The sequence below is a fragment of the Paenibacillus assamensis DSM 18201 genome (genome assembly GCF_000422445.1).
Classification (GTDB): domain Bacteria; phylum Bacillota; class Bacilli; order Paenibacillales; family Paenibacillaceae; genus Paenibacillus_B; species Paenibacillus_B assamensis.
The window spans coordinates 39,210-52,266 of the sequence record NZ_AULU01000021.1; the positions used below are offsets into that span (position 1 = coordinate 39,210).

At 43.5% G+C, this 13,057-nt stretch carries 11 protein-coding genes and 1 riboswitch; of the genes, 2 read left to right on the top strand and 9 right to left on the bottom strand.

Annotated features, from left to right (window positions below; translation table 11 throughout):
• Positions 1 to 8 precede the first annotated feature (8 nt).
• The 9 genes from H580_RS0112400 to H580_RS0112445 all read right to left on the bottom strand — a co-directional run bounded on the left by H580_RS0112400 (position 9) and on the right by H580_RS0112445 (position 10,251).
• On the bottom strand, positions 9 to 1,031 hold the full coding sequence (locus tag H580_RS0112400; RefSeq protein WP_028595075.1) for a hypothetical protein: 1,023 nt from the start codon (positions 1,029 to 1,031) through the stop codon (positions 9 to 11).
• 710 nt (positions 1,032 to 1,741) lie between these two features.
• The gene (gene purT / locus H580_RS0112410; RefSeq protein ID WP_028595076.1) at positions 1,742 to 2,902 is read right to left on the bottom strand and encodes a phosphoribosylglycinamide formyltransferase 2; all 1,161 of its coding nucleotides are present in this window, start codon (positions 2,900 to 2,902) and stop codon (positions 1,742 to 1,744) included.
• Positions 2,903 to 2,985: 83 nt separating this feature from the next.
• Positions 2,986 to 3,066: riboswitch (ZMP/ZTP riboswitch) on the bottom strand.
• A gap of 55 nt (positions 3,067 to 3,121) precedes the next feature.
• A complete protein-coding gene (locus H580_RS25510; RefSeq protein WP_051217440.1) occupies positions 3,122 to 3,547 on the bottom strand; it encodes a hypothetical protein in 426 nt (141 codons plus the stop codon).
• Between the two features lie 318 nt (positions 3,548 to 3,865).
• Entirely contained in the window at positions 3,866 to 4,723 is an 858-nt protein-coding gene (locus H580_RS0112420; protein ID WP_028595077.1) for an STM4011 family radical SAM protein, read from the bottom strand.
• Complete coding sequence (locus H580_RS0112425; protein WP_028595078.1) at positions 4,720 to 6,096, bottom strand: STM4012 family radical SAM protein; 1,377 nt, start codon at positions 6,094 to 6,096, stop codon at positions 4,720 to 4,722. The genes H580_RS0112420 and H580_RS0112425 overlap by 4 nt, the downstream gene beginning before the upstream one ends.
• A 19-nt stretch (positions 6,097 to 6,115) precedes the next feature.
• On the bottom strand, positions 6,116 to 6,901 hold the full coding sequence (locus tag H580_RS0112430) for an STM4013/SEN3800 family hydrolase (protein WP_028595079.1): 786 nt from the start codon (positions 6,899 to 6,901) through the stop codon (positions 6,116 to 6,118).
• A 19-nt stretch (positions 6,902 to 6,920) separates the two neighbouring features.
• Entirely contained in the window at positions 6,921 to 8,138 is a 1,218-nt protein-coding gene (locus H580_RS0112435) for an STM4014 family protein (RefSeq protein WP_028595080.1), read from the bottom strand.
• Positions 8,139 to 8,140: 2 nt separating this feature from the next.
• Entirely contained in the window at positions 8,141 to 8,986 is an 846-nt protein-coding gene (locus H580_RS0112440; protein ID WP_028595081.1) for an STM4015 family protein, read from the bottom strand.
• A gap of 437 nt (positions 8,987 to 9,423) precedes the next feature.
• Positions 9,424 to 10,251, bottom strand: a complete 828-nt coding sequence (locus H580_RS0112445; protein WP_028595082.1) for a CPBP family intramembrane glutamic endopeptidase — start codon at positions 10,249 to 10,251, stop codon at positions 9,424 to 9,426.
• A 473-nt stretch (positions 10,252 to 10,724) separates the two neighbouring features.
• On the opposite strand from H580_RS0112445, the gene rocF reads away from it, so the two are divergent.
• Both rocF and H580_RS0112455 read left to right on the top strand, forming a co-directional pair.
• Positions 10,725 to 11,666, top strand: a complete 942-nt coding sequence (gene rocF / locus H580_RS0112450) for an arginase (RefSeq protein ID WP_028595083.1) — start codon at positions 10,725 to 10,727, stop codon at positions 11,664 to 11,666.
• 24 nt (positions 11,667 to 11,690) lie between these two features.
• Positions 11,691 to 12,878, top strand: a complete 1,188-nt coding sequence (locus H580_RS0112455; protein ID WP_028595084.1) for an ornithine--oxo-acid transaminase — start codon at positions 11,691 to 11,693, stop codon at positions 12,876 to 12,878.
• The last annotated feature ends 179 nt before the right edge of the window (positions 12,879 to 13,057 follow it).

Below are 13,057 nucleotides of genomic sequence, written 5' to 3' on the forward strand. Positions count from 1 at the left end.
CCCTTGATTTAGATGCTCCATTTTTGAAAACCCAACTTGTATAAGGAATCTTGTATTTCTTGATCTACTTTGCTTTTGGAGGTTGTAAATTCTAACTCGGACAATGCACTCGGAAGCTTTTGCCCGATGAAGGAATCAAAATCAATGGCCGTTTTGAAAATGCGGAGCTTGCGCAGTGACGGTAGCCGCTCCATTCCTGATAAAGATGACAAGCCTTTACAATTTAAAATCATCATCTCCTCCAACGTCTCCATCCCACGATCAAAGTTGATCCCCCGCAATTGTGCCTGATCCTCAATCGTAAGGCTTGTCAGCGCTCGAAATTTTGTAATATTGCTCAGGTCATGAAAACCCCGGATTCTACAGATTTCCAAGTGATCGATTTCATTTTCTTCGATTTCCTGAATATGTTCGCGCCCTCCAAGTATGATGCGAAGATGCTTCAACTTCTTCAATCGGTTTATAAAATGTATCGGTAATTTACTAATCGAATGCAGCGCCAGGTAATTCAACTTTTCCAGATAGCCGATTACATCCAGGTTTTTTAACTTGCCGCCAACATGCAAATGTTCCAAATGAGAGAACTCTTTAACATGCTGCAAGTTAAGAAGCTTTTTATCGGAAATAATGGCTAAATCTCTTAAAGATCGAAGTGAGTCTATTCCCAAAATATCCGAATTCTCCAGCTCATGTATGCCCACATGCAAACTATGTAAGTGCTCCAGAGCAGCCAATGATTCGATGTTATGTGCGTGGATAAGACTATTGAGATGAAGCGTTTTGACATGAGGAATCCTCAGGAGCGTACGAGCATCGAACGAGAGGGAATTATGCCCGTAAAAGCGTACTCCGAAGTTTTCATCCAGCCTCGCGCAAAGCTCATCCACTTCCTCCAAAATAGCACCATAAAAATCCGGATGCGAGAATTGAACAAGGACTTGGTTACCTTCGAGCAAATCCTGTTTGATCCGTACCCGATCCAGCGCAGCAGGATTATTAATCAGAATCTTTCTTTTCCATCTCTTGCGCATTCCTAACCTCCTTCTCAGGCTTCTGCCGGCCATGCAGCCATGCTTGTACAGCCGAGAGTTTCGGCCGATTCAAATAAAATAGGAATTCGTTAGCTCAATACCATCGTCATTATACGAAAATTGATTAGTTGGTGAATGGAATCCATTCTTTTAAAATTCATACCTCCTAAATCTATTTCTGAGAGCTTCTTCGTATGGTATCCACTCCGAATCACTCCACAAAGACATTTTCAACAGTTCCGACAGCTTATCTACGGCTTGTGCTGGTCCAGTTATTCTTATCAATGCGTCAAAATCCTCATTACGAATGTCCAACGCTTCTCGCAAATAGTCATCATGAAGACATTCTTCTGTAAGTTCATATTCATCCTTCGTCCACTGTTCGCAAAATATTCTTTCAGCGCGTGATCAAGATTTTTCGACTTGATATGCAAATTTGCAAATGATCTTCCCACATGATAACCTCCTAACACTCACGCTAACGTTGCTCCATGCTCATTACCTAATATAGCAGTTCTATATATTTTGTATCTCATTTTTATTATAGTGATCATTAGTCCTAATTCTACCTACTTATTACCTGAATTTTGGTAAAGATTACGATTTACTCGCTCACAAAAAAGAGGATGTCGCTACGTCATTTTAAGACTTCGGGACATCCTCTTCAAATATTTCCATATCTTATACATTCTCACCCTACTTAACCTTGCTCAAGCTTGATCCACCTGCAGCTGATCCAATGCCAACTTTGCGCGCTGACGCGCGATTTCAACAGTGTCTCCTCCAGATAGAGCGACCGCCATCCTTCTACCTACTTTGGTTACCGGTTTGCCGAAGATGCGCAGTTGTGTGTTAGGGACGGCCAAAGCTTGTTCAGTACCTGTAATCGTATAATTCTCCAGCTCTTGCGGTGCTTTCAACGGCCGACTGGCTCCCGGTGTAATCAATTCAATCTCCGGAATGGGATATCCGAGGATGGCTCGAACATGCAGCGCAAACTCAGAGAGGTTCTGGGTAACGAGGGTGACTAATCCGGTATCATGCGGACGTGGTGAAACTTCACTGAAGTACACTTTGTCCGCCGTCAGGAACAGTTCAACACCAAACAACCCATAGCCCCCGAGCTCATCCGTGATGGTTTGAGCTATCGACTTGGCTTCCTCAAGCTGCTGCTCGGTCATATGATGCGGCTGCCACGACTCGATATAATCTCCGTCCTCCTGAATGTGCCCGATAGGCGCACAAAAGCTTGTCCCGTTCACAGAGCGTACCGTCAGGAGCGTAATTTCGGACTGGAAGGTAATGAACTCTTCAATGATAACCCGTCCATTTTGCACCCGTCCGCCTTCCATGGCAGTTTGCCAGCAACGTTCAATATCCTGCTCGCTGCGGCAGACACTCTGTCCTTTGCCAGAGGAGCTCATCAATGGTTTGATCACACACGGATAACCCATCTGATGTACCGCCTCAACAAATTCCTCATACGTATCTGCGAATCGATAGCCTGCTGTAGGCAAGCCCAATTTCTCAGACGCAAGTCTACGAATTCCCTCGCGGTCCATCGTCAGTTTCGCAGCTCTAGCCGTTGGTATTACGCGATATCCTTCATCTTCGAGCTTGACAAGTTCCGACGTAGCTAAAGCTTCAATTTCAGGTACGATTAGATCTGGCTTCTCCTGCTCAATCACGCTCCGCAGCTTGTCCCCATCCAGCATATCTATCACGTAATGACGGTGCGCAACCTGCATAGCAGGTGCATGCTCATAGCGATCAACTGCCACCGTGTCTATTCCTAAGCGTTGAGCTTCAATGATTACTTCCTTGCCCAGTTCTCCCGAGCCCAGCAGTAGTAATTTTTTTGTGTGCAGCATAATGGTCAGCTCCTCTTTTCATCAATTAGTAGATTAGTTATGTTGCAAAAATACAAGAAAGAGGCAAGGGAAATACACTCCCTTACCTCTGCCCAGGCGTACGGCCGTTGTCATCTATGTGCTCCCTCATGGTACCCCATGCTACGCCAGTCACACATAAACCTATTCATTATCAGTAAATCATACTGAACTTCCTATAGAAATGCAACTATTTCCAGATCAATCATAAAACCATACGTATGCCGCTCTAGAGCCAATTATATAAAACTCAGCTTTTCTATTGTCTCCGTCCACAAATCTACCGATTTTTCGCCAAACTGCACAACCGTCGCTGCCGGTTTTTTCAGTCCATACTAAATCAGGAGGATTGGGTACAGAATCGGCCTCGTATAAAGTATAGTAGTCGTGAGCTGTAGAACAAACTCTGAAATCTCCCCCAGTAGAATTCACAGTAGGACTGCTAACGTAAAAATTGGGGCCTAATCTAATAAGTCGATCTTCACCTACCCAATTCCACTTTCCATCCCCGCTTTGGGGATTCACTGGCTGATCCACAAAGGCGCTCGCTGTTGTTAATGGAATGATACATACTAGTGTTAGTAATATCAAAAAAATTCTTGTACGTACCTTTTTATGCAAACTCATAATTTCAATCTACCTCCTACAAATAGGTTTTCACCAAAAGCATATAATTAACTCACTCTTTATGGATATGCATTCCAATTCAGTTTGTGAAAGGTTATTTCATCGTTTGCAAGTTTACTTTTACTTTCACTAGATATTTCATTTTTACTGCAAATGCAAAAACACCTTCACAAGGTACTACCGATCTTTTAAGATGGTCGTTAACTTGAAGGTGTTTTTATATTCTCATATATTTTCAATTCGATTATCTTTACTCAATCCAAGATCAAGTCATACTGTGTGTCTACGTTCATTACTGTCCCAGTGTCCGCTATCCCTCTACGATAATATAGCGATCCGTTCGAGAGCGCGTTCACCGTATATAGAATCGAACAGCTGTTCCTCCATATGGATATAGCCTATATAACAATCACATTGCCTCATACGACACGGGCGTTCTTTGGAGATCCCGTCAAGCCCATCTCTATACAAATTCCCGATCACTTGACGATCCTTATAGCAGCGCTTTACACGCCCATCTCCTTGCACATAAAATACATTTTTCCCAGCACGACACGGCTGGTCCATACTGTCGTAATCCTGGGCATTAAGGCCAAAATAAGGGTCCACATCGGTCAAAAATGCTAAGTCCTCGGCAGAATAGTAGTCTTTTTTGTCTTTATAGGCGTTCACCCACATATAAACATCATCAGGTAGTGCCTTCCTTAATGAAGAAATGGAGCTAAACGCACTCTTAAGCCCAACAGACCCTACACTGAACGATATTTTTTGTTCATAAAGCTTGCCGCATTGCTGTAAAAATCGCTCTTCCTTCGTCTGGCCTGGGTGATAGGTTACCCAAAATGCAGCCGTAACTGGATTCAGATCCCGCGTCCAATCTAGCTTAGCGGATAAGTTGGTTTGTATTGCGACTTTATTAACGTGCTGCATTTGGGACAGCGTAACCATAGCCTCTCTATACCAACGATGCGTAAGTCCTTCACCATATGGGTTGAAAAACACAGACAGCTTATGCCCGCTTTCATCTTGCTTCCCTACCCAGTCGACAAACTTCTGTACTTGCAGCCTGTCCTTCGTCAATGTCGCTTGACTATCAATATTTTTGCTAAACGGACAATAAGGGCAGTCATAATTGCATGAGCTCAGGCTCCCGCGAAAATAAATGGTCGCCTTCATGATAGTGCACAGCTTTCCATACGCGCCCGTATTTCCGGAGAGATAAACCAATCTCCTATGGAATCGGAGTACATCAACCCTTCATCCGTCAGTTGCAGTATCTCTAGCTCTATAACAGCAAGCTCTGTATGCAAGAGGAGATTCAACTCGGGATAATCGTTGAGCGCTGATGTTGCAAACCGCTCTGTATATTCGTTTAATGCCAAGCCTTCCGTATGAAGCAGTGCTTTCAGTATAAATCGTCGCTGCTGGTCATCCCTGCTTAACACAATACCGTAATCGGCATGAGTGTAGTCGATCGATGCCACGTAATCGGCAATGATACTTGCAGTAGCAGAACGACCTACGCTATAGCGTGAGGAGTAATGAACCGTTCTTGTGTATGATCGTGCTCCACAACCAAGTCCAATCATGCCCTCCTCCTGGCAACCATAAGGAAGCAGTGATTTATCTGAGCCCGCTTCAGCTTTGGCAAATCTGCGCATAGAGTACTGGGTATATCCATGTGCAAGCAATCGATCCCTTGCTGCACGATAGAACATTACCCTCTGATCCTCGCCGCTCTGTCTGATCTGCTCTGGCTTTACGATCGTGTGTTCACGCGTATACAGCGGATAAATAAATAACTCTTCTGGGTCATAGGACAACGCCTTATCCAATGAATATAACCATGAATCAAGGGTTTGGCCGGGAAGACCATAGATCAAATCTAGATTCAGTATCGGAAATGAATACAACTTGAGCTGGCTCAGCGCTCTTTCAACTTCCCGAGGCTTTTGGGGACGGTAGATGGCATCTGCTTCAAATTCTACGAAGCTTTGAATGCCCATACTGACCCGATCGACCTGCCTATTTTTTAAAATGTCCAAGCGTTCGGTACTTATCGTCTCGGGAGATGTTTCTACCGAGATAGAAGCTTGACTCGGATCCATTCCCATTCCATGTTGAGCAATATGAAATAACCGATCCAACTGGTCAGGCTGCAGCAGCGTCGGTGTTCCACCTCCAACAGCAAATCGAGCAATAGGTGCATTCGGAATGAGCGTGGCCCATTGTGCAGCTTGTCTCTCCAAAGCATCGACATAGTTAGTATGTACGTCAGCCCTCTTGTCAGGCAGCGTAAATAAATTGCAAAATCCGCAGCGTGCTCCACAAAACGGGATATGCATATATAAAAAGAGTGAATCTGCCTTTTCCTGACTCCACAGTTCAGATAAAGGTAGCTTCCTCTCTAATTCTCTATAGGAGGTTTTGTGTGGATAAGCGTATAAATAAGACCGGTAAGGCTCTGACGTTAGATGTTCTTTCCAGCTGCGCAGAGCCTCCGGATTTTGAATAATGTCCATGTAATTAGGGTAAACCGCAAGGCTCATCATGTTCCCTTCTCTCACTTTACAAAATAAATTCACGATAAGGCACGTTCCACACAACCTCGTGCGCCAGCCTATGTCCGTTATATCCATCCTCACCATATGCGGTGCCATGATCTGAAAATACCATACAAAATACAGGCCGTTCTCGTTCTTGGAATGCCTGAAATAATCGACCAAGCTCACTGTCAACATATCGGAGTGCGGCGCGCTGTGTCTCTATGGAGTCTTTCTTTGCCCCTGGTACAAAATAATGATTGGGCCCATGTATCGCTGAAACATTCATGAACATAAACAGTCGTTCTGTTGGTTCTGATTTGTCCAGCAGCTTGATGGCATGGTTGACCTGATGCTCAGTAGAGCGTTGATTGGTAACCCCGAATGTCATCCGCCAATAGCTTTCTTGGAAGTAGCTTGGAAGAACTTTGGCGAGCGGAACTTTTTTGCTAAAAAAGATGACTCCACCTATGCAAATCGTACGGTAGCCCTCTGCCTGCAATCCAGATACGATATCCGTTGTATCGAATTGCCAAGTATACGGATGTGTCTTTAATCCCGTATTTTTAGAATGAAACAATCGAACGTGATCTTCCTTATTTGTCGTAGCTGGAGTCGGCAGAAATCCGCCGAAGAAAGCATGATGAGCCGCATAAGTGAAGCTGCCCGGCGTATGTCGCTTTTCCCATTGCCCGCTTTCGCATAAATTCGGACAGTTTTCCTCCTCCAGTACGGCTACGTCATACCGCAGCGTATCTAATGTAATCATCAGAATATCGTGACTGCCTACCATTTCATTCATATTAAACATCGTGGTAATCCTCTTCCATTTAGATAGTCGTAGATAGTGAGGTCATTTTCATTTCCCATTCATAGGGATCATGTCCTTCATAATAACTATGGTACAGTAAGTCCCCGAACGGATTAACGTCCAGTACATAAGGTCTATAAGAACTGCTGCTCAAACATACATCTATGCCTGCGACCGTAGAACGTGGAAATACCGATAACGTTTGTTCCGCGCACTGTCGTACGGTAGTTTGAAGATGCTCAGATATGCCGACCTCCTCCAAGCTCATTCGATCACTGTCAAGATGCAGATTCGTGATAGGCGTTCTACTTATCCTTGCAATACTGTGACAAGCTTGCCCTGCTACGACTAGCTGCCGGATATCAAAAGTGCGATCCCGATAAGACGCTTTTGGAATCCATTGTTCTATATGTGCACCATGTCTCAATAACCAGTTAATAATTTGGCGAATGACTTGGTGGTCTTTGTAGTTCACCAGCTTTTTTACGTTATAAAATATAGGCGGTCTACGTACATAGTTCTCGACTCCTATTGTCGTCACGGCCGATTCTGCTCCTGTAACGGGGTTTACCTGGTACGCAATTACACCGCATGCGCCGGAACCAGCTGCTAGCTTAATAAATAAACGGTAGGTTCGCTTGTTCACCATAATATCCCGAAGTGTATCGTAATCCGGTATGGCTTCCGGTGCTGCTAATCTTCTAGCCACTGGTAATCCCGCTGATGATAGGATATCGTGAGTATGTCTTTTATCGAACATGGCGGCTATATCCTCGGGAGCATTCATCCAACTTGGCATATCCCACAAATGTGCTGCCTCCCGGTCCAGTTGAGATAACAGGATGCAATACCCACGAAACCACTGGGAAGGATGATACAGCTTTCCCTTAACTTCTTCCATCGTTTTGGCCATCTTTGTCGAAATAGGCTGAACGGGATTCTTGTTGAATCTAAGCCAACGCTCGTCTAGATGTTGGGTTGCCGCATCAGGTGCGCCAAGTGCAATGAGCTCACGTTCCACTTCAAAATGTTCCCCAGGTGCGTCCAGCCGCAGCAATGGAGGTTCATTCACCGTTTGCCCCATGCTTTGTGCAACTGAACGTAAGGATGCCTTTCCCTGCAGTACATCCAAATAATCCAAAACAAGAGCCGGGGGTAACCCCAGCCGAGCTCTTGCCGCTTGTAATCCAGTTGTTCTTCGATTACCGGAATTGCCAATAATAATCATTGATTTCATCGTTATTCCGTCAAGGAAGGATAGCGATAATCTTCGTCATCATCAGACTCTTGTTGATCGCTAATATCTACATTCAGCCCTGACTGCTTCCATCGATTCATCATTTCATCCGACATGTAATGGTAGTTTAAATCAAGCAGCTTCAGTTTCTTTACCTTTTCACTATTAATAAGTGCTTCAGCGCCTTTGTCTGTCAGCGTCCCCATAGAAAGATCTAACGTATGTAGTTGATCAACAATCGGTGCATTGGCTACTGCAATGGCGATTTCATCTTGAATTTCACTATCTTTGAGTCCCAGATAGGTAAGCAGAGGGAATTTTCCAGGTTCAATCAAAGAAAGTACATCTTCGAGACTTCCGTCAAATCCATAATCCTCGACCCCTAAATAAAGCTCCAACTTCTTCAAGTTTTTGAAACTACCTTCATTTATGCTAGTAAGGACGTCTTTGCCCAGGCCGCCGCAAATAATCGTAAGCTCCTCCAGTTTGTCATGTTGAGCGGGAACCAGGCTCAGGTCTGTGCTTCCCTTTATCGTGAGTGAGCGTAGATCAGGATAAGCAGCTAGAATCGGCCCTATGTTGGATTGATTAATCCAAGAGACTTCGCATTCTTCATAGGACATATCGCCAATAAATAAGCTCCGCAGCTGTGGGAAGCGGTCTTTCAGCCGAACAAGCGCTTCGACAATTTCACTAGAATCATTTTCATAGGCCCCGCCCCAGTCACCGATAATGAGGCTTTCAAGTTGAAGGGATTCATCTTTACCTGCCAGTTCCTCTATTAAATCTATGATTTTGACACCATTCTCGTATTGATCATAATCGACTGATAGTTTACATTCGGACATAACGATACCTCCTAAAATATGAATACAAACATTCTTTCATTATAATAGCCTCACTTGCTAGTTTCAAATGTTTGCCAATCAATAAACATCTCTTACATAAGTGCTTCGCCCATTGTGAAGAATGTTGAAAGGGGCCATCTTCGCTATAGAAATCAGGTCTTTCTATATCATCTGCTAGACCTCCAAATACGAAATACAATGAAATTTTACGCTATAGCTGTAACAAAAAAAGCACCTGACACATAGCACTAATTCCATGTACGAGGTGCTTCCCTATTACCGTAAATACAGTTATTGTAACTAAAATACGGTCGTTATGTATGATAAACATATCGTATGTGAGTGGTTTAATTTTCACATTTTTATAGCAAAACACGAAGTTGATAGTTCCTACAAAATGGAAAGTTAATCTAGTCGTATTTCATGTCCAATGTCATCTAGCGTAAAGGTTCTTTTTTACTCCAACTGTAGTTTGAATACATAAATGATAATACCGTCGCTCCAACCGCACTTGGCAGCAAAATAAATGCAAAGAATTTAAGTGTGAACATTCCGCTCACATCAAAATGCCCCTGAAAAGGTCCTAAACTTTGCGTTGCCGTCATAATTGCTGTATGAAACCCAATAGATGTCCACACATTTCCCGATATGGCCCTAAGCATACCTAATATAATTGCAAAGCCAGGAATAAATTGAAGCTGTTCCAACGAATAAATGGCCCCTATACAATAAGCAAATAATGAGAACAACAATGCCTGTAAAAGGATGGTTGCCCAATGAGGGAAGCAGGCATGTAAGTAACGATATATATATCCTCTAAAAATAAGTTCTTCAGGCAGTGCTTCGATTAAAAATACAGTTATGCATAAAATTAAAATACTCTGTAATAGGTAACTGAGATCGGTATTAACATTTATGCTAACCAACCCAATTTGAATGCAAATAAATAAACCAAGAGATGCAGGTATCAACCAAAGAAAAAAACCAAGAAGAAAGGAAAAGATATTGTTCTTAACGGTTGTTTGTCCAAGCTGGTTCCATTTCATTTTGTCCCATTTTAGTGCGACTTGTACGAGTGTTAGCGTCAATGCAGTTGTGAGCAGCGCCATTAAAAAATGTTTAAGAGGGCTGTATTCTTGCCCAATAAACGTGTCACTACCATAAGCGATACCATTCCAAATGAAGATACCTACAATGAGCACGGCAGCAACCCTTATTACTAGGTCTTGCACTTTAAAATTTTTTGTCGTCATTGACTTATTCACTGGACTTTCCCCTTTAGAAATTTTTTATTTCTACATTGTATTTATCAAGAAGGCTTTCTAAGAATAGATGTTACAATGGCTCTAACTGGCTAGATCAAATTATGTTTCATACATATACGTTAGCACGGCAGCACCATTGGAACAACAACCTATACTCTCTTCCGCCTATTGAATGAACACCTCCGTATGATTATTCAAAAGCCACTTTATTAAACGATGGTTAACAATTCAGAGCATGTCTTCATATGCTAGGTTAGAATGAATTTCTAAACCACCCTCCGACACAGCGTACATTTTGCATAGAAATACAACTTTTAGTATTTAAATTTTCAGCTATTAAATTTACATTATTTTCTGATATACTAGTACCGAAACTTAAGGTAACACGTTTATTTACGTTAGCAAGCAACAGCTTATTATCTCCAACGATCTTGTTTGTTTGTATTCACGGACATAGGGAAAGGAGCACTCTCATGAGAAACAAAGCTGTATCTTTATTAAGTGTGCCATTCGGTTTAGGTGGTGCTCGACAAGGAGCAGAGCTTGGTCCAAAAGCTTTGATCGAAGCTGGTATTGTACGCCACCTGACGAATTTGAACATCCAAGTAATCAATGAAGGAGAAATCGTCCTTCCTCCCATCGCTGCCGCCTCAGAATTATCCGTAATTGATACAAGTACCAAACAATTTGTAAGCGCATCCACAAACCTTAAATATCTAAATGAAATCATCATGCTGAATACAGCTGCTGCTGACAGAGTAAGTAATATCGTCGAACAAGGACACTTCCCTCTCATCCTTGGTGGTGATCACAGTATCTCTATCGGAACAATTGCGGGAATTAGACGACACTATCGCAATTTAGGTGTTATTTGGTTCGATGCCCACGGTGACTTGAATACGGAAGCAACAAGTCCAACAGGAAATATTCATGGTATGTCGCTCGCTGTTAACCTGGGTCAAGGCCATCCTTTGCTCACCCAGATTAAACAAAGTGCTCACCCGATTGATCCGAGCAAGGTCGTCATTATCGGCGCTAGATCGCTTGATCAAGGAGAGCGAGAAACGATTCGCTCATTCGGTGTCACCTGCTTCACCATGCATGATATCGACCGCAAGGGCATGTTGCGTGTGATGGAAGAAGCACTGGCTATCGTAGGCAGTGGTACTGACGGTGTGCATCTCAGCTTCGATATTGATAGTCTCGACCCTTATGAAGCACCAGGTACTGGGACTCCAGTTCAAGGCGGAGTAAATTACCGAGAGGCTCACCTTGCTTTGGAACTTATGCACGAATCAGGACTCATTACCTCGGCAGAGTTCGTTGAAGTCAATCCAACCTTAGATCAAAACAAACGAACTGTTCTTCTTGCTAATGGGCTTATCTGCTCACTGCTCGGCCAAACCATTTTATAATTCCGAATAAGGAGCGGATTGATGATGAATAAATCCAAGCAAATTATCGATAAGACTGAACAGTACGGTGCCCGTAACTATCATCCCCTACCGATCGTAATTTCACATGCCGAAGGAGTTTGGGTCTCCGATCCTGAGGGCAAACGCTATATGGATATGCTTAGTGCTTATTCCGCCTTGAATCATGGACATCGCCATCCGACTATCATCCAAGCACTCAAGGATCAAGCTGACAAAGTCACGCTAACTTCAAGAGCCTTCTATAACGATCAGCTAGGTCATTTATATGAACAGTTGTCTACCCTCACAGGAAAAAAATTGATTCTCCCCATGAATACAGGAGCAGAAGCTGTGGAAACCGCAATTAAGGCGGCACGAAGATGGGCGTATGATTTGAAAAAGGTTCCTGAAAATGAAGCAACGATTATCGTATGCGAAGGAAATTTCCATGGGCGCACGGTCACGATAACCTCTTTCTCGTCCGAGGATACCTATAAACGCGGCTTTGGACCATTCACCCCAGGGTTCGTGACGATTCCGTACGGTGATATCGAAGCATTAGAACAAGCGATTACCGCAAACGCCGCCGCATTTTTAGTGGAGCCGATTCAAGGTGAAGCGGGAATTATAATGCCAGAGCATGGATTTCTGCGGGCAGCTCGGGAGCTATGCAGCAAGCACAATGTCTTATTCATTGCCGATGAAATTCAAACAGGACTTGGACGTACAGGAAAAATGTTTGCTTGTGATTGGGAAAATGTCGTTCCAGACATGTATATTCTCGGCAAGGCATTGGGTGGTGGTGTAATTCCCGTATCTGCGGTAGCGGCTGATGAGGACGTGCTAGGCATTTTTAATCCAGGCTCACATGGTTCAACTTTCGGTGGAAATCCACTTGCAAGTGCGGTAGCCGTAGCGGCCCTTCAAGTGCTGCAAGATGAACAACTCGTTAAGCGTTCACTTGCACTTGGAGATTATTTCATCACGGCACTGCGAGGTATCCAATCCCCACTTATTAAGGAAGTACGCGGCAAAGGGCTATTTATCGGCGTTGAGCTTACAGAAGCTGCTCGACCATATTGCGAACAACTGCAGCGCTTAGGCGTGCTTGCTAAGGAAACGCATGACCATACAATTAGATTCGCTCCACCACTTGTCATTACACAAGATGAATTGGATTGGGCTTTGGAACGCATTAAACAAGTACTGTAAGGTATTGCTATAGACGATTGCTATACAACAACAAAAGCTGTCTTCCATGTAACAGGTCGACTCTCGTCATTCCTTTATAGGTAAGACAGCTCTAGTTAACAATTTGTCAGATCAATGTCCTCATTTGCTTGTTCATACTCTGTTGTACATTAGCCAAGAGGTCACCAGAAGAATCTATC